This window comes from Variovorax sp. 3319 (assembly GCF_031456585.1).
Lineage (GTDB): Bacteria > Pseudomonadota > Gammaproteobacteria > Burkholderiales > Burkholderiaceae_C > Variovorax > Variovorax paradoxus_P.
In genome coordinates, this window is record NZ_JAVDUZ010000004.1 from 141107 (window position 1) to 162598 (window position 21492).

Genomic DNA, 21492 nt, shown 5'->3' on the forward strand with positions numbered 1-21492 from the left:
TGCGCCGTAGCGAAAGAGCCGAGCTACACGCCCAGGTAGCGCGTCCAGAGCGAACGGTCGGCATCGAGCGCGGCCGAGTCGCCCTGCCACACCACGCGTCCGCGCTCCAGGATCACATGGCGGTCGGCCAGCGGCAGCAGGCGCTGCACGTACTTGTCGACCACCAGGATCGCTTCGCCCTCGGCCTTGAGCGTGGCGATGCAGTGCCAGATCTCCTCGCGGATCACCGGTGCCAGGCCCTCTGTGGCTTCGTCCAGGATCAGCAGGCGCGGATGCGTGGAGAGCGCGCGTGCAATCGCCAGCATCTGCTGCTCGCCGCCCGAAAGCTGGTTGCCCGCATTGGCCTTGCGTTCCGCGAGACGCGGAAACAGGCCGTACAGCGCCTCGACCGTCCAGCGCGGTGCGCTGCCCGGGCGTGGCCGCGCGAAGGCGCGCAGGTGCTCGTCGACGCTGAGGTTGGGAAACACGTGCCGCCCCTCGGGCACGATGGCCACGCCGCGCCGCGCAATGGCGTCGGGCTTGTGTCCGCCGATGGCATCGCCGCCGAAGTGCACGCTGCCGCGCATCGGCGCGAGCGTGCCCGTCAGCACCTTCAGCAGCGTGCTCTTGCCCATGCCGTTGCGGCCGAGCAGCGCAAGCACTTCGCCGGCGCCGATCTTCAAATCGATGCCGAACAGCACCTGGCTGGCGCCGTAGCCGGCCTCGACGGATTTCGCGTCGAGCAATGTGGTGGCGGCGTTCATGCGTGTCCCTCTGCTTCCGTACCGAGGTACACCGCCTGCACGTCGGGGTGCCCGCGCACTTCGTCGGCGGTGCCGCTCATCAGCACCTGGCCCTGCACCAGCACCGTGAGCCGGTCGGCCAGGCGGAACACCGCGTCCATGTCGTGCTCGATCAGCAGGATGGCCATCGATTCGCGCAGCGATTCGATCAGCTCGACCATGCGCGCGGATTCGTCGGGTCCCATGCCCGCCATCGGCTCGTCGAGCAGCAGCAGCTTGGGCTCGGCCGCAAGCGCGAGCGCCACGTCGAGCGCGCGCTGGGCGCCGTGCGGCAAGGTGCCTGCGATGCGGTGGCGTTCGCTGCCAAGGCCTACGCGTTCGGCCAGCGCCACGGCGCGGTCCACCAGGCCACGCTCGGTTGCACGCGGCGCCATGAAGCGCAGGCTGCTGCCCGCATGGGCCTGCGCCGCGAGCATGAGGTTGTCGTGCACGGTTTCCTTGGCAAACACGCGCGTCACCTGAAAGCAGCGCGACATGCCCGCCGCCACGCGCTGGTGGTCCTTGAAGCCGGTGATGTCCTTCTCGTCGAGCAGGATGCGCCCGGCATCGGCCTTGAGCAGCCCGGTGATCAGGTTCACCAGCGTGGTCTTGCCTGCGCCGTTCGGCCCGATGAGCGCATGCACTTCGCCGCGCTCCACGGTCAGGTTCACATGGTCGGTTGCGAGCAAGCCGCCAAAGCGCTTGACCAACCCTTCGATTCTGAAAAGGCTCATGCTTTACTCCCTCGCCCCTCTGGGGAAAGGGCTGGGGTGAGGGGCAAGCGGCGCTTGTAGAGTGCAGCAAGCCCTTTAGGCGCCCACAGCGCAACGGCAATCAACAGCAACCCGAGCGGCATGTGCCAATGCTCCGTGTGCTGCTTCAGGAACTCTTCGAGCAGCAGCCACACGATGGCGCCCACAGGCCCGCCCCAGCTGCGCCCCAGCCCACCGATCACCACCATGACCAGCAGCGTGGCCGATTGCGTCCAGTGCATCGTCGCCGGGCTCACGAAGCCATTGCCGCCCGCAAGCAGCGCGCCCGCCAGCCCCGCGATGGCACCGGCAATCGTGAAGGCCACAAGCTGCAGCCGGAACACGGGGTAACCCAGCGCCCGCATCCGCGTCTCGTTGTCGCGAATGCCCATGAGCGCATGGCCGAAGCGCGACTGCGTTGCACGCTGCAGCCACCAGAGCGCCAGCGCAACGATGACCAGCACCACCCAATAGAAGTTCGACTCGTTGCCCAGGTCGAGCCCGGGCAGCAGCGTGGGCCGGCTCATCAGCGTGTAGCCGTCGTCGCCGCCGTAGCGCCGCAGCGACACCACCACGAAGTACAGCATCTGCGCAAAGGCCAGCGTGGTCATGATGAAGTAAACGCCGCGCGTGCGCAGCGCCACGGTGCCGATGAGCGCCGCAACCGCGCCGGCGACCACCGCCGCCAGCGGCCACATGACCCACGCCGACATCACGCCCGCATCGCTGAGTGCCACCACCGTGTACGCGCCCATGCCGATGAAGCCTGCATGCCCGAGCGCCACCATGCCGCCGAAGCCGAGAATGAAATTGAGGCTTGCCGCCGCGAGCGCCACCACGAGCACGCGCCGCACAAAGCCGATGTAGAAGTCGAGGCCGAGCAGCGGCGCGACCAGCGGAAACGCAGCGAGCAGCACAAAGAGCAGCCCGAGTCCGATATAGCGTGAGGAAGACTTCATTTCACGACCGTGCCGAGAAAAGGCCGGAGGGCCGGAAGATGAGCACAACCACCATCAGCGCATACATCGCGACTTCGGCGAACAGCGGCCCCAGGTCGGCGGCCGTGGCCGGCGGCAGCGTGGCACGCAGCAGCATCGGCACGAAGGCGCGGCCGATGGTGTCGACCACGCCGACCAGCAATGCCGCCACGAAGGCGCCACGCACCGAGCCGATGCCGCCGATCACCAGCACCACCAGCGCCGGAATCAGGATGGCCTCGCCCATGCCCACCTGCACCGCGACGATGGGCCCCATCAGCGCGCCGGCCAGTGCAGCCAGCGCCGCGCCGAGCAGGAAAACACCGTTGAAGATGCGGCCCACGCGCACACCCATCAACTCGGCCATCGGCCGGTCTGAAGCGCCTGCGCGCACGCGCATGCCGATGCGCGTGTGGTTGACCAGGAGGTACAGCGCGAGCGCCACCAGCAGCCCGCCAGCAAGAATCACGAGGCGATACGCCGGGTAGGGCAGGCCGTCCACCAGATTGATTGGCCCGGACAGCGCGGCAGGAGTGGGCGCCATCACCGGCGAAGGCCCCCATGCCATCTTGACGATGTCGTCGGCCACCAGGATGACGCCGAAGGTGGCGAGCACCTGCGCCAGGTGGTCGCGTGTGTACAGGCGCCGCATCAGCAGCACTTCGAGCAGCAGCGCCACCACCACCGTCACGGCCACCGCAATGACGATGGCCGCGGTGAACGAACCGGTGCGCGTGTGCGCCTCGGCCGCCACATAGGCCCCCGACATGAAGAGCGAGCCGTGCGCCAGGTTCAGCACGTCCATGATGCCGAACACCAGCGTGAGCCCCGCCGCCAGCAGGAACAGCATCAACCCATAGCCGAGGCCATTGAGCAGCTGCTCGAGAACGAGGATGCCGCTCACTTGAGGGGGCACTTGTCTGCGTAGCTGTCGCCGTAGTTCGTGAGAACGGTGTTGATCAGCTTGTTCGTGACCTTGCCCTGTGCGTCCTTGCCGATCACGCGCAGATAGAAGTTCTCGATCGGAAAGTGATTGTTCGCATACTTGAAGTTGCCGCGCGTCGAGGCGTAGCTGGCCTTCTTGAGGGCCGCCACCACGGCTTCGCGGTTCTGCGCATTGCCGCCTGCCTGCTTCACGGCGGCGTCCATCGCAAGAATGGCGTCATACGCCTGCGCCGCGTACACCGACGGATAGCGGCCGTTGTATTCCTTGCGGAAGGCGGCAACGAACGCCTTGTTGGCGGCGTTGTCCAGGTCGTGCGCCCAGTGCGAGGTGTTGAACAGGCCGAGCATCGGCTCGCCCACGGCGCCGATCACGTCTTCGTCGGCAGAAAAGCCGCTGGTCACGAGAGTGATGTCTTTGGAGAGGCCGGCGCCCACGAACTGCTTGATGAAGTTGATGCCCATGGCGCCGGGCAGGAAGAAGTAGATGGAGTCGGGCTTGGCCGCGCGCAGTTGCGCGAGCTCGGCCGCGTAGTCGATCTGGCCGAGCTTGGTGTAGAGCTCGTCGGCCACCTGGCCCTTGAACTGGCGCTTGAAGCCGCCCAGCGCGTCCTTGCCGGCGGGATAGTTCGGTGCAATGAGCACGGTCTTCTTGAAGCCGCGGTCCTGCGCAAACTTGCCGGCAGCCTCGTGGAACTGGTCGTTCTGGTAAGCCGTGCCAAAGAAGTAGGCATTGCATTGGGCGCCCGCAAACTGGCTGGGACCGGCATTGGCCGAAAGGTAAGGCACCTTGGCGTTGAAGAGCGTGGGGCCGACGGCCAGCGCCACGTTGGAGCCGATGGGGCCGCTGAAAATATCGATCTTGTCGCGCTGGATCATGCGGTCGACCAGCTGCTTGGCCTGGTCGGGGCTGCCGGCCATGTCGGCCTGCACAAACTCCACGTCTTGCCCGCCGAGCTTGCCGCCCAGTTGCTTGATGCCAAGCGCAAACCCGTCGCGCGCCTCGGCGCCCAATGCCGCGAAGGGGCCCGAGATGTCGAGTGCCAGCCCCACCTTCACGGGGGCGGCCATGGCGGAGACCGCGCCGCCAAGGGCTGCGCCGCAGAGCAGCAGCGAAAGCAGGGTGCGCGGCAGCGCGGGCAACTTCGGGGACGGGTGGCTCATGGGTTCTCCGGCAGAGGAAGGATGAAACGATGCACCGGCACCGCGCCATGCAGTGCCGCAAAACATCGAACCGTTGATAGCTAAATACTTTAACCATAAACAATTCGGTGTCAACGGTGCTAGCACGAATGGTGCCAGTGAATCGTGTCACTTCCTGGTGCGCGGCCGGCCTCAGCCGAATGGGCTGGCCGTGGCAAACCACAGGCCGATGCCGGTGGCAATGATGAAGGCGCCGTCGGTCACGCCGGCCACCAGGAAGAACTTGGTCTGCAGCGCGTCGATCATCTCGGGCTGGCGCGCGCTGCTTTCGAGAAACTTCTGGCCGACCAGCGCAATGCCCAGGCAGGAGCCGAGCGCCGCGATGCCGATCAGCAGGGCCACTGCGAGCGGAAGAATGTTGAAGCCGGTCATGGTGCTTTCTCCTTGTGGTTGATCGATGGAGGTACTTTCTCAAAGCGGGTGCGCGCGGTCCATGACGCGGGAGGTCATGCTTATGAAGCCCGCTAACCGTGAAGAATGAGGCGCTTCGTGTGCTTTGCTGGCCGGCCACGCCCTGGCGGCCCGCCGGACCGGGGGTAGGCTCGATCCCGGACCGGGGACCTCGAACGGCACAGGCCATCTGTCGCCGGCAACCGCGTCCAATAAATAAAACACCAGGGATCGACAATGAAGAAATGCAATGCCTGGCGGGCGGCCGCCATGTTGGCTGCGGCCGCTTGTGCCAGTGTTTGTGCGACCGCATATGCGAGCGTGGGAGCCGGTTCGGCCAACTCTCCCGAGCCGGTTGCCGATACGAAGTGGGAGCTTGTGGTTGCGCCCTTCACGCATCACTGGCACAAGGACGCGGAGCACCGCCGTGTCGTTCTGCTCGGGCTGGAGCGCATTGCGCCTGACGGTTCGACCGTGGGAGGCGCACTCTTCAGCAATTCCTTCGGCCAAGCCTCCGCCTATGTCTACTACGGCCACGAGTGGAATGCGCTGCTGGGCACCGATTCGCTGTATTTCAAGTTGTCCGGCGGCATCATCTACGGCTACCGCGGGCGCTTCAAGGACAAGGTGCCATTCAACGTTGGCGGCTTCTCCCCGGCCATCATTCCGGCGATCGGCTGGCGCCTGACCCCTCGGGATGCGATACAGGCCGCCGTTCTCGGCAGGGCGGGAGTGACCTTCTCCTACAACCGCCGCTTCTGACGGATCGGGCCGCGTCGGCCCGAGGGCAATTGAAAAAAAGCCGGCCGTCGAAACGGCCGGCTTTTCCATGAAGCTTCGCGGTGCTTACGGAAGCTGCGTCCAGTTCTGGTTCGTGCCGCCGTTGCAAGTCCACGTGATGAGCGCGGTGTCCTGCGCTGTCGCACTGCCCGGCACGTCAAGGCATGAGCCCGATGCGCGGTTCCGGATGCTCCCTCCCACCAGGCTCCACTGCGCCGTATTGCCGGCCGAACAGGCCACCTGCACCACCGGCGCGTTGGTGGTTGCCGTGCCGTTCTGCGCCAGGCACAGTCCGCTGTGCTCGGCCACAAACTGCACGTAGCCGCCGGTGATGCTGTTCACCGTGAACTTCTCGTTGGCCGCGTTGCCGCAGGGCCACTGCACGGCCGTGGTGCCGCTGGTGGTGAGCGCACCCTTGATGTTCACGCACATCGTGGGGTTCAGGTCGGAGCGAAGCCGCGTGACCACGGCCGGGGCGGTGTCGAGCGATCGCACGTACTCGCGCAGCGCCACCACGTCCGTTGCCGGCAAGCTCGATGCATTGCCGTGGCCTCCGTTCAGTACATCCTGCAGGGTTGCCGCCTGCCCGTTGTGGAAGAAGGCAGTGGTGTTCCACGTGCCCGACAGCGTGGGCGTGTCGAAGCCCAGGCCCGCCAGCGGCTGGTTGCTGCCTTTGCCGGAAGACAGCTGGATGGTGCCCACATCGTGCCGCAGGCCGTCGCGGAAGGTGCCGCCGGTGTGGCAGGTTGCGCACTGCGCTGTGTTGAACACGGTCTGGCCCCTCACTGCTTCGACGCTCAGGCTGCCGTCCGCCGCACGCGCCGGACTGCGCATGTACTTGTTCAGCGAGCCAAGGTAGGCCGCAAGGTCGTCGAGCTGCGCGTTCTTGCCGGCCTTGGGGGCGCCCAGCGGATCGGCAGTGGCGGCGAAGTCGGCATTGGTCAGGAAGCCCGTTCCGCCGAACTCGTTGCGGATGTCGTTCTCGAAGTCCTGCACCTCGTCGAAGTTGGCGGTCCAGTGCAGCTTGCCGTGGCCCACGCCGCGCCGGCCCTGCAGGCTGATGGTGCGCCGCAGGCCTTCGCCGCGCTGCGTAAAGTCCCACACCATGCCGTCGTCGCCGCCGTCCGCGTGGCAGCTTGCGCACGATATGTAGTTGTCCTTGCTCATGCGCCGGTCGGAGGCGTTGTAGAACACCTGCTTGCCGCGCAAGGCAGCGGCCGCCATGGGCTCCTGCGCCACCGTCATCACGTTCTGCAAGAAGGTGGCAGAGGCCGATTCGGACGAGAGCACCAGCGCCACGTCGTGCACCGACACCGAGCGCGCGAGAAAGTTGTTGACGAACAGCCGCTTGCGCGCCGAGTCCAGGTACAGGCCGTGCGGCGCGCTGCTTGCGTTGATCTCGCCCCGCACCGCCCGGCTGTAGGGGTCGACGATGGCCACGCGGTTGCCTTCCATCTGCGCCACGAACAGGTAGTCGCCCGGCGCGGAGAACAGCGCCGCACGCGCAGGTGCGCGGTCGTCGAAGTCGATCTGCTCGTCGAACACTTCCGCTGCCGCCTGCAGGTCGACCTGCGAGAGGATGGAGCGCACGCTCTGGTCGTGCGTCAGGTCCACACCGTCGCGGAAGCGTCCGCGCACGATGTTGTCCTTTTTCGAGGGCAGCACCGCTCGCCGGCCGTCAGGCGAAATCACCACCTGGCTCAGGTAGTTGGCAACGCCGCGTGCGCGGCTCTCGGTGTCGACCGTGGTAGTGTCCACGGGCAGCGCAATGGTGGCCATGGCGGTGAAGCTCTGCAGGTTCACCTTGTGCAGCTGGCCTCCGGTCATCTTCGACTTGAAGCGCGTGACGTAGGCCAGCTGTGAATCGGCGCTCACCGCAATGCCGCGTACGCCACCTTCGAGTGCCACCGCCCCGGTGGTCGCCCCCGTGCCAGGGTCGAAGCTCATCAGCACCGATTTGCTTTCGAGCGTGAGCAGGCCCCTGGCACCGTCCGGCGTGAAGGCCACGCCGTAGGGGCCGCTGCCGTACGCCAGCGCCACTGTGGCCGAAAGGGTGCCGTCGGCGGCGTTGAGCGCCACCAGCTTGTCTTCGCCTTGCACCGCCACCCAGATGCGCCCGTCGGGCCCGACGGCCAGCGTCTTCGGTTCTTCGCCGACCCTTGTTTCCCATCGCTTGGCCAGGGTTTGCGCATCGATGGACGCAACCGTGCCGCTGTCGGGGTTGACGGAGTACACCGCGTTCGCATCGCCAGTGATGTTGGTGGTGTGCGTGGGAGGCCTTGCCGTGACCGGCGCGATCACGGTCACGTTGTAGGTGTAGAAGCTTTCGCGCCCGCTCGCATCGCGTACCGTGAGCGTCACTGTGTAGTGGCCCGGCCGTGTGTAGGTGTAGGTGTAGCGCGGCTGTGTGGAGTAGGCCGTTTGCGTGCCGTCGCCAAAGTTCCAACGGAACTGCGCGCCGCTGCTGCCGAGCGTGGCGGGGTCGAACACCAGTTGGCCGTTCACGATCTTCGGCCCGCCGCCGATGCCCGGGTCGCCGATGATGGCCTGGCCGCGCAGAGTGGCCACCTCGCTGTCGGTGAGCACCCGGCTGTACACGCGCACCTCTGCCAGCGTGCCCTTGAACAGGTCGGTGTTGCCCTGGATCTGGCCCATCACCTGGAACTTGTTGGCAAGCCCCTTGGTGCCGGTAAGCCCGGTAGAGCTTGTCTTCACGCCGTCCACGTACATGGCCTGCGCGCCCGACGCCGCGTCGCGGGTCATCACCACGTGGTGCCAGTTGCCGTCGTTCACGGCAGTTTGCGAGCGGGTGCCCGGGTTGTTGGTGGCCTTGTTTGCCACCGAGAGGTTCATGAAGCCGCTGTTGTCGATCCAGCCCCAGAACACGTCGTCCGCACCGTTGGCCTGGTCGCGGCCGAAGATGCCGGGAGCCGTCCATGGGTTGGCGCTGCCTGCCTGCGTGGTCTTCATGTAGAAGCTCAGCGAGGCGGTGCCCCCGAGCGTCGTGGCGACGGTGTCGTTCTTCAGCGGCACGCCCGCGGTGCGCGCCGCAAAGCTCATGCCGATGCTTTCAAAAGCATCGCCCGACGCCGGAGTGCCGTTGTTGCTGCCGATCTGGTCGGAGAGGTTGCCCGCCAGCGTCCAGTAGTGCTGCAGGTTGATGTCGGTCGCGTTGCCGGTGTTGAAGACCGACTTGAAGTCGGCGCCGATGGCGTTGCCCGCATAGTCCTTCACGCCGTTGGCCGGCAAGAACACTTCATAGCTGGTGCCGGGCGAAAGCGGCTGCTCGGGATGAAAGTTGATGATGCCCAGCTGCACGCTGTAGGTGCCCGCGAGCGTGTTGCCGCCCACCGCCCGAACGACGAAGGTGTTGGCGTTCACGCTCTCGGGGCGAATGTTGTCGGTCATGCCAATGCCGATGCGCGAGCTGAGCGCCTGCTGCTTCGCGCCGTTGGCCGGCGAGACCTGCTTCACTTCGGGCCTGGTGGTGTCCGGGTCCACCGCGTGCACGATGAAGCCGCTGCCCGAGCCGTGGTCGTTGCCCACGAAGACGAGATTGCCGAACATCGCGACCTGGCCGTTGTCCGAGTGCGAGAAGTTCGGGTCGTCCTCGCGCAGGATGCTGCCGCGGCCCACTTCGACGTGGTTCAGCGGATTGCTCACGTCGACCTTGTGGATGCGCGTCTGCGCGCCCTGGATCACGTAGTTGTCCTGCGTGGCGCAGTACAGCTGTTCGTCGATGACCAGCCGGTTGTCCTCGGCCACGAAGCGCGAGCGGTCGCTCAGGTCATAGCTGTACATCTTGGCGCCGCCGCCGCGCGTGGAAGCGTGCAGGTTCCGGCCGTCGAAGCAGGTGGCGTAGTAGAACGGGGTTGTGCCGACGATCGAGTCGAGCACCTTGGGGTTGAGCGGGTCGGAAATATCCAGGCTCGCAAAGCCGCCGTTGCTTTCCATCGCGGTCAGGACCATGTGGTTGCCCATGGTGAAGATCGGGCCGATCCGGAAGTTGCCGAGCTCGCCCGTGGGCACCGGGTTGGGCTTGCCGGCACCGCGGTTCGCAACCACCGCGTTCGCGGGGTCCCTGGCATCGACGATGAACATGCCGCGCCCCGCCGAGGCCACGTACAGGTAGGGCGCCTGCCACCAGAGCTGCCAGCTCACGTCTTCGTAGTCGCCGGCGTTGACGCCGGGCAGCGCCAGCTTCTTCACCTGCTTGATGTCGTTGATGTCGGTGAAGTCCCAGAACTCCACCCCGTAGATGCTGGGCAGCACCACGTAGGTCTTGCCGCCGATCTTCGCCGTGCCGAAGGAGTGCGTTTCGCGGAACTCCTTGGTGCGGGCCTCGGGCTCGTAGATCTTCTTGACCAGCTTGATCTGCCGCGGATTCGACACGTCGTACAGAAGAAAGCCGCCAGGCCCAAGGCCGCTGTCCGGCGCGAAGGACGTGAGAAAGTAGCCGTTGATCATGATGCCCGCGTTCATGCCGTAGTCCTTGCGGCCCGGGTATGTGGCAGGCACCTCGCGCGACTCGTAGGCACTGCTGTGCGCAGGATCGAGCGGGTGCGCGAGGCTGGTGATCATCGACACCGGCTTGAACAGCTCGGCCGACGTGTAGCTAAGGTTGCCGAGGCCCGGCCCCTGCAGCGGGAGCGGATCGGCCATGGCATCGGCTACAGCCGTTGCCATGTTGTCGAGGGTGGTCATCGGGCTGACCCCGGTGATGGCCGCATGCGTCAGCAATGTGACGAGCGGGGCCAGGAACGCCATCAAGAAATACCGGATCTTCATCGTCGCCTCCAGATTGTTAGAAGTTCGCAGGGCAACCCGTTGCTCGACCTCTCTCCAGTGCGCGCGCAGGACGCACCCCGGCTGGCGACGGGTGCATCGCCTGCCGTGCTGATTTCTTGTATTTGCGCCGGCGCTTTTTCGTTGCCTAGGCGGCGCCGCCCGATTCGTAGAGCGCCCAGGCTTCCTGGGCGCTCGCATCGCGGTGGATCATGGCCATCAGCGCGCTCACCACCGCCGAAGGGTTGGCGTGCTGGTACACGTTGCGTCCGTACACCATGCCGACCGCCCCTTGGTCCAGCAATGCGCGCGAACGCGCGAACACCTGCTGCAGGTCTTCGCGCCCGCCGCCGCGCACGAGCACCGGGCAGCGCGCCGCCTGCACCACACGGTGAAAGTCGGCAGGGTTGCTGGTCGGATCGGCCTTGACGATGTCGGCGCCCATCTCGCGCGCAAGGCGCACCAGCGTCACGATTTTCTCGGCGTCGCCATCGACCTGGTAGCGGCTGCCGGGTGTCGGCGACTGCATCACGAGCGGCTCGATCATCAGCGGCATGCCGTAGCGGTCGCAGTCGGCGCGCACGCGCGCAATGTTCTGCACGCACTGGCGAAACAGGTCGGGCTCGTTCGGCAGCATGAACAGGTTGACCACCACGCAGGCCGCGTCGCGCTGCACGGCCGGCAGCACCGGGTCATGCTCGTTCTGCAGCTGTGCCCACATCACGCGGTGCAGCGTGGCGTTGTAGGGGTTGCCCATGTCGATGCGCATCACCAGCGCCGGCTTGTTGCGGCCGGGGCGGTCTTGCAGCAGGTCGGACTGTCCGTAGTTGAGCTGGATTGCATCGGGGCCGGCGGCCAGGAGCTTGTCCATGACCTGGGGCATGTCTTCCAGCCCATCGAGGAACGAGGGCTCGTTGCACACGCCGTGGTCGAGGGCAATGTCCAGGCAGCGGCCGTTGGTGAGCAGCCGGTTGAGCCGCGCTGTCTTGTCTTTCGACATGGAAAGAACTCCTTGTTGGGTCGAAAAAAATGGGATTGGTCAGGCGAGGGCGCTCAGGTGGCGCTTTGCCGCCGCATCGATCAGCCGCAGGGCGTCGTCGCCCAGGTCGACCGCGCCGGCACCCGCGTTCTCGATGGCCTGCTGCCGCACGCGCGCGCCGCACAGCGCCACCGAGACGGTGCCGCGTGCAATGGTCCAGGCAATCATCAGTTGGCCGAACGAGCAGCCCAGTTGCGTGCGCAGCGGATCGAGCTCTTCGAAGAAGGCCTTGAGCCTGGAGCGGTTGGCTTCGCTGAATCGCGGATTGCTTGCACGCTGGTCGTCGCCCTTGAACTCGCGCGCCGGATCGATCGGCCCTGCGAGCAGGCCGAGCGCCAGCGACGAGTAGCCCAGCACCGCCACGTCGTGCTCGCTGCACAAGGGCGCGAGCGTGGTTTCGATCTCGCGGTCGATCAGGCTGTAGCGCTCCTGCGCCGCATCGACCGGGCCATGGCGCAGGTACTCGGCAAGCGTCTCGGGGCTTACGTTGCTCACGCCGATGGCGCGGATCTTTCCCTGCTTCTTGAGGTCGAGCAGCGCATCCATGGTTTCGGCCACGGGCGTGGTGCTGTCTTGCCAGTGCGTGATGTAGAGGTCGATGTAGTCGGTCTGCAGGCGCTTCAGGCTCTCTTCGCATTCATGAAAGATCGAATCGCGGCCGAGATAGCGGTACACCGGGTGCCCGTCTTCCTCGAAGAAATGCGTGCCCTTTTGCGTGTGCCAGACCAGCCCGCACTTGGTGGCGATCACCGCCTCGTGGCGGCGCCCCTTGAGCGCGGTACCCACGATGCTCTCGGAACGCCCCAGGCCGTAGGCCGGCGCGGTGTCGATCAGGTTCACGCCTGCGTCCAGCGAGGCCTGTATGGCCACCATGGCGGCCGCGTTGTCCCCGCCGCCCCACATCCATCCGCCCATGGCCCAGGTGCCCAGGCCGATGGCCGAGCATTCGATGCCCGACGGGCCCAGCGCGGTCTGCTTCATCTCGCTCTTCATCTTGTCTTCTTCCTCGTGTTCAACAGGTGGTCGATGGTCACGGCCGCGAGCAGGATCAGGCCCTTGATCACGTCCTGCCAGTAGGGCGAAACGTCCAGCAGGATGAGCGAGCTGGTCACCACCGACAGCAGTGCCAGGCCGAGCACCGCGCCCAGCACCGTGCCGGAGCCGCCCTTGAGGCTGGCCCCGCCGATCACCGCGGCGGCAATCACGTTGAGCTCCATGCCCACGCCGAAGGTGGGCGTGGCAGCGCCGAAGCGCGCCGTGTAGATCACGCCCGCAAGGCCTGCCGATGCGGCGCACAGCACCGTGACCCAGAACTTCACGCGGCCCACGCGAATGCCCGAATACAGCGCCGCCTTCTCGTTGCTGCCGGTGTAGAAAACACGCCGAAGCAAGGTCGACCTGCGCAGCACGAAGTCGCTCACCACCACGATGGCAATGAAGATCAGGATGACGGCCGGAACCCCGAACAGCGTGCCCTGCCCAATGAACTTGAACTCGGCCGGCAGCGAGAACAGCGACTGCGGCGTGCCCTGCGTAAGTGCCAGGCACAGCCCGCGCACGATCACCATGAACGCCAGCGATGCAATGAAGTGGTTGAGCCCGATGCGCGTGACGCAGCCGCCGATCATCGCGCCGATGAGCCCGCTCGCACCAATGGCCACCAGGCTTGCGAGCCATGGGTCCACGCCCATCAGAAAGAGCTTGCCCGTGACCACCATCGCAAAGCACACCACCGAGCCCACCGAAAGATCGATGCCCCCGACGATCAGCAGGATGGTCATGCCGACCACCACGATGCCTTCGATGGAAAACGACAGCAGCATGGCGCGCACGTTCTCCCACGTCAGGAAGTAGGGCGAGGCGAAGCTCATGGCCACGCAAAGCACCGCAATGATCAGCAGCAGGCCCATCTCGCGCATGCTGGTGAGTTTGTTGGCGGGCTTCACGGGCCCGCCTCCTGACTGCCTCGGCGCGATGCCCGCATCGAGTTGTGCCGGATAGTTCATGCCATCTCCTGTTCGCAGAGCCCGGAGGCGAGCCGCAGCAGGGCTTCCTCCGTCATTTCGTTGGAATTGAGTTCACCGGCCAGCCGCCCGTCGCGGATCACCAGTGCCCGGTCGCACAGGCCGATGATCTCGGGCAGCTCCGAAGAAATCACGATCACGCCCACGCCCTGGTTCGCAAGCTCGCGCAGGATGTGGTGAATCTCGGACTTCGCGCCCACGTCCACGCCGCGCGTGGGCTCGTCCATCAGCAGCACCGACGGGTTGGTGGCCAGCAGCTTGGCAATGGCCACCTTCTGCTGGTTGCCGCCCGACAGGCTCGAGACCTCGATGGCCACGCCGTCCGACTTGAGGTTGAGCTTTGCACCCAGCTCGCGAGCCAGCCGATGTTCGGCCGAGCGCTGCAAGAGGCCCCAGGCGGAGCTCACGCGCCGCAGCGCCATCGAAGAGATGTTCTGCGCAATCGGCAGGTCGAGGTACACGCCCGCGGCCTTGCGGTCTTCGCTGAGGTACGCAATGCCTTCGTGCAGCGCGTCGCTGTATTTGCGGATGGAAAGCGCCTTTCCGTTCAGGCGCACCGTGCCCTGCGTGGCGGGGCGCAGGCCGCACAGCGTTTCGGCCAGTTCGCTGCGGCCGGCGCCCATCAGGCCGGCAATGCCGAGAATCTCGCCGCGCTTGAGCTCGAACGAAATGCCGTGCACGCGCTCGCCGTCGCCGATGCCGGCCACATCGAGCACGGGGGCCGAGGAATCGGCGCTGGGTTGCTTTGGCGGATAGTAGTTGCCGAGCTCGCGGCCGACCATGCGCCGCACCAGCTCGTCGGCGGTCAGGCCGGCCAGCGGCCCGCAATGCACGTTGCGGCCATCGCGCAGCACCGTGACGCGGTCGCAGTGCGTGAATATTTCAGCCATGCGGTGGCTGATGTAGATGATGCCTATGCCCTGTGCCTTTAGGTCGTGCAGCACCCGGAAAAGCGCGGCCGATTCATTGTCGGTGAGCGCGGCGGTGGGCTCGTCGAGGATCAGCACCTTGCAGTCCAGCGTGAGCGCCTTGGCAATCTCCACCAGTTGCTGGTTCGAAATGCTCAGTTCGCTCACCGGCGCGGCGGGGTCGATCTCTTGCCCGAGCCGCGCCAGCACTTCGGCCGCGCGTGCGTTCAGGCTGGCGTAGTTCATCCACGCCTGCCTGCCGGCGTTGATCTCGGGCATGAAGATGTTCTCTGCCACGGAGGCGTCGCCGCACAGCGCGATCTCCTGGTGCACCAGGCCGATGCCCAGGCGCATGGCATGCGCCGGGCCGTCGATGGCCACCTTCTCGCCGTTGAGCAAGATGTCGCCTTCGTCCGGGCGGTGGATGCCGTCGATGATGTTCATCAGCGTCGACTTGCCCGCGCCGTTCTCGCCGCACAGGGCGTGGATCTCGCCCGCGTGCAGGGAGAAGTCCACGCCCGAGAGCGCGCGCGAAGCGCCGAAGCGCTTGCTGATGCTGCGCAGTTCGAGCAACGTGCTCACTCTGCAACCTCCGCGCTATGCGCTGCGGTGCGAGCTTGCTTGGGGCGGCCCGGCGCTGCGCTCATTCGCCGATTCCCTTGGTGCCGCGGCGCGCGAGGTACTTGTCCCAGTAGAAGTCGTCGGCATTGGCCTTGCTGACCACCGACAGCCCGTTGTCCAGGAACGGCACCGACATCGGGTTGGTGCCGTTGCGCTTGGCATCGTTCATCGGGTCGATGAGCGAGGGGTTCTTGGCCAGGAACAGCATCATCATGCCCATGTAGCCCTGCATGCCCTGGTTGGGGTTGATGGCGCCGAACACGTCGCCGGCCTTGATCATGTCCAGGATCTTGGCGTTCACGTCGCAGCACATCACGCGGATGTTCTTCTTCGATTCGATCTTGGCCTGCGCCGCACCCAACGCCGAGTTGGCTTCGGGCATGAACAGCGCACCCAGGTTCGGGTTGGCCTGCGCCAGGCTCAGCACCGCCTGGTAGGCCTTGCTGGGGTCCTGGTTGCTGGCGGCGCGGCCCACGAGCTTCATGCCCGCGTGCTTGGCCTTCATGCGGTTGATGAAGGCCGCGATGCGGCGGTCGTGGTTGTCCTGGCCCGGGTTCTCGAGCACCGCATATTCGCCTTTGCCGCCGAGCGCCGCTGCAATCGCGTCGGCCGCCTGCGTGCCTTCGCGGTCGTTGTCGGAGGTAACGAAGGATGCGCGCTTCGAGTTGGGCGAATCGGCCGCGAAGGTCACGACCGGGATGCCCATTGCCACCGCCCGGTTGATCGGCTCGATGAACGGGTCGGGATTCATCGGGTGCAGCAGGATGCCCGCGGGCTTGCGCGCCAGCTCTTGTTCGAACGAGGCCAGCTGCTTGTTCACGTCGTACTCCGGCGTGCCGGTGTAGCGCGTGCGCACGCCGAGCGTGCGGCCGAGCTGCTTCATCATCTCGTAGACCGGAAACCAGTATTCGACGCCCGACACCATCACGTTCATCACGTAGACGTCGTTCGCGTTGCCGCGCAATCCGGTGGCCGCGGCCGTGGGTGTGGACTGCGCAAATGCGCTGGTGCCGGCCAGGCCGATACCGGCGGCCGCAGCGGACTTCAGGAAATTTCGCCTCATCTTGTGTCTCCTCGCGTTGACTGGCAGAGCTTGCGACCTGCCTTTGGGAGCAGATCTTCAGGACCTTGTTGTCACGACAGTTGTTATGACAGGTAGAATGTAATCGCGGGTTGTTTGCCGCGATAACTAGGGGAAACGCTACTGGCGAGCCGCTTTCAAGTCGCAGAAGCTGTTATGACATGAAGCCAAACATATTGATCGGTGTTGACATGGGCTCGAGCAGCCTGAAGGCGCTGGCCCTCGAAGCCGCGAGCGGCCGCACCGTTGCGTTGTCCCGCATGCCCCTGCCGCACAACCGGCTGGCCGGCGGCGGTTGCGAGGTGGGCGCAACTGCCATCCGCGCCGCATTGACGCATGTGCTGCGCGACATCGCCCAGCAGCTCGGCCCCCGCACGGTGGAGGTGCGCGCCATGGCCTGCACCGGCCACGGCGCGGGCCTGTATGCGCTGGATGCCGGCGGCCAGCTCGTCGGCGGGCGCGCGGTAGCCTCCACCGACCAGCGCGCCGACGCGCGTGCGCGGTCCCTCGCGGCGAGCCACGGCGCGCAGTTGTTCGAAGAGGTGGGCTGCAGCCCCTGGCCTGGACAGCCGACGGTGATTGCCGCCGAATTGCTGGGCTCGGACGCGGTGCAGCGCGGCGAACTGCGCCGCCTGCTGTTCGCCAAGGACTACCTCGGTTTTCTGCTTACCGGCGAAATTGCCACCGATGCCAGCGATGCGAGTACCGCCGGCCTGGTGTCGCTTGCTACCGGCAACTGGTCGCAGGCGGCTTTCGACGCATCGGGCATTGCGGAGCTTGGCGCACATGCCTTCGGTCCCATCGTGCCTGGCGGCACCGTCATCGGAAAACTGCGGTCTTCCGAGGCGGCGTTGTGCGGATTGCCCGCGGGCATTCCGGTGGCGATGGGCGCCATCGACCTGCTCGCCTCGATGACGGCGATCGGCGCTGAAGCGCGCGGCCGTGCGGTGTCGGTGTTCGGCACATGGTGTGTCAATGCTGTCGTCGGACCGGTGCTGGAGCCCAAGCCCACCGTCGCCATCGTCAACTTCGGCCGCACCCGCGAGCGCCTCTACATGGAGAACAGCCCCTCGTCGATGGCCAATATCGCTTGGCTTGCGGGCGTGCTCGCGCTGCCCGATTCGCGCGCGGTGGTCGACCTTGCCATGACAGTGCCGCTCGGCGCCGGCGGCTTGCGCTTTCTTCCTTTCGTCAACGGCGGAGGCGGTGTGACCGCAGGCTTCGTGGGCCTCAAGAGCCACCATACGCGCGCCGACATGGCACGCGCCGTGGTCGATTCCGTTGCGGCATTGCATGCGCGGCACACGGCGCGCCTTGCCGCAGCCGGCCTCGCGGTTGGCGAAACGACGGTACTCGGCGGCGGCGCGGGCGATGCGCGCCTCGTGCGCCTGCTGGCGTCCTTTCTCGGCCGGCCCGTCGAGCGCTGCGCCGACGACGAGACCGGTGCGCGCGGCGCAGCAATCTACGCGGCCATGTCGCAGGGCCTCGACGACGCGGCCCAGGGCAGCCCGCTGCTCGCGCCTTGCGAAGTGGTCGAACCCGATGCGCGGGACGCCAGCGCCCATGCGGATTTCAACGCCGGTTTCAACGAACTGATCGACAGCATGTCACCTGTATTCACCCACCTTGCGGGAGGCGCGAAATGAGCGCCGCCCGGCCGCCCGAAGGCGCTCGCACCGCAGCGCGCAGCGCGGAGGTTTTTCTATGAGCGCCGCCCGGCCGCCCGAAGGCGCTCGCACCGCAGCGCGCAGCGCGGAGGTTTTTCTATGAGCGCCTGGCAATTGCCCTTCGTGCGTCCTGCCTCCCTGGCGGGGCGGCATTTCTCCACCGTGATCGTGGGCGCCGGCATCAACGGCGTGGGCGTGTTTCGCGACCTTTCGCTGCAGCGCGTGGATTGCCTCATCGTCGACAAGGGCGACTTTGGCGCAGGCGCCAGCAGCGCGCCTTCACGCATGATCCACGGCGGCCTTCGCTACCTGGAGAGCGGCAGCTTCTCGCTGGTGGCCGAAGCCACGCGCGAGCGCAACCTGCTGCTGCGCAATGCACCGCACCTGGTGCGGCCGCTCAAGACGGTGGTGCCGCTGGCCAACTTCTTCGGCGGGCTGATGAGCAGCGCGCTCAAGTTCTTCGGCCGCACGCCGCCGCAGCGCACGCGGGGCCTGCTGGCCGTGGCGCTGGGCCTGCGGCTCTATGACCTCCTGGGGCGCCGCCAGCGCGTGATGCCGGGGCATCGCATCGGCCGCGTGCCTTCGGCCGACCGCGGCTTGTTCCGTACGGCAATCCGCTGGACCGCCACGTTCTTCGATGCGTGGATCAGCCATCCCGAATGGCTCATCCTCGAACTCATCGGCGATGCGTGCCGCGACCAGCCGCGCTCGGCGGCCGCGAACTACTGCCGCGTGATGGGCTGCGCGGGCAACATCCTCACGCTGCGCGACGAGATCACCGGCGCGCTCGTGCGCGTGACCGCCGACACCGTGGTGAACGCCACCGGCGCGTGGCTCGACCGCAGCGCGGCGGTGCTCGGCGGTGCCGGCCCGCGCGTGATGGGCACCAAGGGCTCGCACCTGGTGCTCGACCACCCTGCGCTGCGCGATGCGCTCGACGGCCGCATGGCCTACTTCGAGGCGGTGGACGGGCGCGTGTGCATCGTCTACCCGTTTCTGGACCGCGTGCTGGTGGGCTCCACCGACATTCCGGTGGAAGACCCGGACCAGATCGTCACCGAGCCGGCCGAGGTCGACTACCTGATCGACGTGCTGCGCGAGGTTTTTCCGAACATGGCTTTCGGCCGCGGCGACGTGGTCTACACCTACGTTGGCGTGCGGCCGCTCGCGCGCTCCGATGCCGACAAGCCCGGGCAGATTTCGCGCGACCATTCGGTGGTGGTCGATCCGCCGAATGCAACGCGGGACATCGCCATCGTCGGGCTGGTCGGCGGCAAGTGGACCACCTTTCGCTCACTGGCCGAAGAGGCGTCCAACGAAGTGCTGCAGTTGCTGGGCCGCTCGCGCACCGCATCGACCGAGCTGCTGCCTATCGGTGGGGGTGCGGACCTGCCGGCCGATGCATCGGCGACGGACCGTTTCATCGAGAAGATGATGGTGGCGTCGGGCATAGGCCGCACGCGCGCGCTGAACCTGCTGGCGCGCTACGGCTCGAAGGCGCTGCCGCTGGCGCAGCGCCTTGCCGCATCGGGCGACGTACCCCTGCGGCATGCGCCTGATTATTCGGCTGCCGAGCTGTCGTACCTGTGCCTTGAAACCGGCGTGGTGCATCTCGACGATCTTGTGATTCGCCGCACGCTGCTGGCCATTCGCGGCCTGGTGACCGATGCCGCGCTGGCCGAAATAGCGGGTGTCGCGGCCGAAGCGCTGGGCTGGGATGCAAGCCAGGCCCATGACGAGCTGTGCGCCTGCGCCACCGCGCTGCGCGAGCGACACAACGTACGCTTGCACGCCGTGGCGCCGGGCGAACAATCTTCTTTCGATGCATCATTGATGGCCAGCCCAGTGCTTGGCCAGGCTTAAAAAAGTGAACAGTCCCAACGACATGTCGACCGTGCTCGACCGCAACTCCGAATCGCCGCTGTGGGCGCAGTTTCGCGACGCCATTCGCCTGCAGATCCTGCAAGGCGTGCTGCCCATCGGCGCCAAGCTGCCCTCCGAAGCAGAGCTGGGCGAGCAGTTCGGCATTTCGCGCATCGTGGTGCGCGAGGCGCTGGCCGACCTGGTGCGCAACAACCTCATCTACAAGATCAAGGGGCGCGGCGCGTTTGTGTCGGCGCGCGAGCGCGACGAAGATTTTGTTTCGACCGTGCTGGGCTTCTCCGACGAGATGGAGCGCAAGGGCCGCTCGGTGCGCACCCAGATCCTCACGCAGGAACTTCGCGCACCCACTGCGCAAGAAGCCTCGTCACTGGGGCTGGCCGACGACACGCAGGTCGTCGCGCTCAAGCGCCTTCGCAGCGTCGATGGCGAACTGCGCCTCCTGGTCGAAACCGTGGTGCCGGCCGACCTGGCTCCCGGGCTGCACCGCGCCCGGCTGGAAGACCGTTCGCTGTACGACGTGCTGCGCAGGCAATACGGCCTGCGGCTGGTGCGCGCCGAGCGCTGGATCGATGCGGTGCTGCCCGATGCCGAAACCTGCAAGCTGCTCGACCTGCCGCAGCCCGAGCCGCTGCTGCGCATCGAGTCGATTGCCTACGGTGCCAACGGCCGGCCGCTGGAGCACTACCGCGCGCTGCACCGCTGCAAGACGAGCCGCCTGCACGTGCAGACGACGACCTGAGGCTTCTTCGTCAGGCCTTGGCTGTGGCACCGCGAGAGGGCCAGAGCACCGAGGCAATCGCCACCATCATCAGCGCAACGGCAACCCAGTCTTGCCAGTGCACCACCTCGCCGAGCCACACCGCGCCGCTGAATACGCCGAGCACCGGAATGAACATCACGCTCAGCGTCGATGCCACCGGCGGCAGGCCGCGCGCCAGGTAGAACCAGGCCGCGTGCGCAAAGCCGAAGATCAGCACCGCGTTGTAGAGAATCGAACCCCAGGTCACCTCGCCCGGCCAACGCCACTGGTCGCGCTCGAAAAGCAGCGTGAGCGCCGTCATCACGACAGCCGTCATTGCGGTCATCCAGAACGAGAGCGTGAGCGTTGGAAGCCCGATGCGCGTGTGCCGCAGGAGCTGCGTGCCCAACGCCCATGTTGCGGCAGCCGCCAGTGCGAGCGCCACGTAGCCGGGCCGCCCTGCAAAGTCGGTGAGCTCGTGCCACAGCAAGAGCCCCACGCCCACCGCGCAGGCACCCACGCCGATCCATGCGCGCCGCGTGAGCACGGCAGAGAACAGCACCGCGCCGATCACCGCAGAGAACACCGGCATCGTGTAGCCGAGGATTGCCGCGCGCCCGCCAGAGAGCGCCTTCACCGCAAGGATGATGCAGGCATGCCAGACGAACATGTTGGTGGCGCCGAGCCACACCAGGTCGGGCCACGCGCTTCGCGGCACACGAAACGGCACTTTCATCCACACCAGCGCAAGGCCCAGCACCGGCAGGCCCAGCCAGATGGAAATGGCGCGGAAGGCGAGCGGCGGATAGTCCGCCACGCCGAGCTTCATCACGGGCCAGTTGAGGCCCCATGCAAGGGTCAGTAGAACGAGCAGGACGAACTGGCGCGGCGTGAAGGAAGGCATGGGCCGCGATTGTGGCGCGGCTTGCGCATTCGCGC

At 66.5% G+C, this 21492-nt stretch carries 17 protein-coding genes; 4 read left to right on the plus strand and 13 right to left on the minus strand.

The annotated features are described in order from the left end of the window. Positions 1–23: 23 nt before the first annotated feature. The 6 genes from J2X67_RS10275 to atpE all read right to left on the minus strand — a co-directional run bounded on the left by J2X67_RS10275 (position 24) and on the right by atpE (position 5007). On the minus strand, positions 24–743 hold the full coding sequence (locus J2X67_RS10275) for an ABC transporter ATP-binding protein (protein WP_281146408.1): 720 nt from the start codon (positions 741–743) through the stop codon (positions 24–26). Then, positions 740–1495: an ABC transporter ATP-binding protein gene (locus J2X67_RS10280; protein ID WP_309952756.1), complete on the minus strand. Its 756-nt coding sequence runs from the start codon at positions 1493–1495 to the stop codon at positions 740–742. Before J2X67_RS10280 ends, J2X67_RS10275 begins: the two co-directional genes overlap by 4 nt. Beyond that, entirely contained in the window at positions 1492–2472 is a 981-nt protein-coding gene (locus J2X67_RS10285; RefSeq protein ID WP_309952758.1) for a branched-chain amino acid ABC transporter permease, read from the minus strand. Before J2X67_RS10285 ends, J2X67_RS10280 begins: the two co-directional genes overlap by 4 nt. Position 2473: 1 nt before the next feature. Then, positions 2474–3394 (minus strand): branched-chain amino acid ABC transporter permease, encoded by a 921-nt coding sequence (locus tag J2X67_RS10290; RefSeq protein WP_309952760.1) that lies wholly within the window; start codon positions 3392–3394, stop codon positions 2474–2476. Continuing rightward, positions 3391–4596, minus strand: a complete 1206-nt coding sequence (locus tag J2X67_RS10295; RefSeq protein ID WP_309952761.1) for an ABC transporter substrate-binding protein — start codon at positions 4594–4596, stop codon at positions 3391–3393. The genes J2X67_RS10290 and J2X67_RS10295 overlap by 4 nt, the downstream gene beginning before the upstream one ends. Before the next feature lie 171 nt (positions 4597–4767). Beyond that, positions 4768–5007, minus strand: a complete 240-nt coding sequence (gene atpE / locus J2X67_RS10300; RefSeq protein WP_157611649.1) for a F0F1 ATP synthase subunit C — start codon at positions 5005–5007, stop codon at positions 4768–4770. A gap of 255 nt (positions 5008–5262) precedes the next feature. On the opposite strand from atpE, the gene J2X67_RS10305 reads away from it, so the two are divergent. After that, the gene (locus tag J2X67_RS10305; RefSeq protein ID WP_309952762.1) at positions 5263–5787 is read left to right on the plus strand and encodes an ABC transporter ATP-binding protein; all 525 of its coding nucleotides are present in this window, start codon (positions 5263–5265) and stop codon (positions 5785–5787) included. Between the two features lie 84 nt (positions 5788–5871). Here J2X67_RS10305 and J2X67_RS10310 read toward each other — a convergent pair whose 3' ends face one another. From J2X67_RS10310 to J2X67_RS10335, 6 genes are all read right to left on the minus strand, one after another. Then, the gene (locus J2X67_RS10310) at positions 5872–10593 is read right to left on the minus strand and encodes a LamG-like jellyroll fold domain-containing protein (RefSeq protein ID WP_309952764.1); all 4722 of its coding nucleotides are present in this window, start codon (positions 10591–10593) and stop codon (positions 5872–5874) included. A gap of 145 nt (positions 10594–10738) precedes the next feature. Further along, entirely contained in the window at positions 10739–11590 is an 852-nt protein-coding gene (locus J2X67_RS10315; protein ID WP_309952765.1) for an aldolase, read from the minus strand. Between the two features lie 39 nt (positions 11591–11629). Continuing rightward, positions 11630–12622, minus strand: a complete 993-nt coding sequence (locus tag J2X67_RS10320; RefSeq protein ID WP_309952766.1) for an aldo/keto reductase — start codon at positions 12620–12622, stop codon at positions 11630–11632. Further along, complete coding sequence (locus tag J2X67_RS10325) at positions 12619–13635, minus strand: ABC transporter permease (RefSeq protein WP_309952767.1); 1017 nt, start codon at positions 13633–13635, stop codon at positions 12619–12621. The genes J2X67_RS10320 and J2X67_RS10325 overlap by 4 nt, the downstream gene beginning before the upstream one ends. Beyond that, positions 13632–15143, minus strand: a complete 1512-nt coding sequence (locus tag J2X67_RS10330) for a sugar ABC transporter ATP-binding protein (RefSeq protein ID WP_309952768.1) — start codon at positions 15141–15143, stop codon at positions 13632–13634. The genes J2X67_RS10325 and J2X67_RS10330 overlap by 4 nt, the downstream gene beginning before the upstream one ends. Before the next feature lie 61 nt (positions 15144–15204). Further along, positions 15205–16245, minus strand: a complete 1041-nt coding sequence (locus tag J2X67_RS10335) for a substrate-binding domain-containing protein (RefSeq protein WP_309952769.1) — start codon at positions 16243–16245, stop codon at positions 15205–15207. 179 nt (positions 16246–16424) lie between these two features. Here J2X67_RS10335 and J2X67_RS10340 point away from each other — a divergent pair, with 179 nt between their 5' ends. The 3 genes from J2X67_RS10340 (at position 16425) to J2X67_RS10350 (ending at position 20553) form a co-directional block, all read left to right on the plus strand. After that, positions 16425–17909 carry an FGGY family carbohydrate kinase gene (locus tag J2X67_RS10340; protein ID WP_309952770.1) on the plus strand — a complete coding sequence of 495 codons (1485 nt, stop codon included), beginning with the start codon at positions 16425–16427 and terminating at the stop codon, positions 17907–17909. A 120-nt stretch (positions 17910–18029) separates the two neighbouring features. Beyond that, positions 18030–19793, plus strand: coding sequence for a glycerol-3-phosphate dehydrogenase/oxidase (locus tag J2X67_RS10345; RefSeq protein WP_309952771.1), 1764 nt, complete (start codon positions 18030–18032; stop codon positions 19791–19793). A gap of 22 nt (positions 19794–19815) precedes the next feature. Beyond that, entirely contained in the window at positions 19816–20553 is a 738-nt protein-coding gene (locus J2X67_RS10350; protein ID WP_409050487.1) for a GntR family transcriptional regulator, read from the plus strand. Positions 20554–20563: 10 nt separating this feature from the next. Here J2X67_RS10350 and J2X67_RS10355 read toward each other — a convergent pair whose 3' ends face one another. Next, the gene (locus tag J2X67_RS10355) at positions 20564–21457 is read right to left on the minus strand and encodes a DMT family transporter (protein ID WP_309952774.1); all 894 of its coding nucleotides are present in this window, start codon (positions 21455–21457) and stop codon (positions 20564–20566) included. Positions 21458–21492 lie beyond the last annotated feature (35 nt).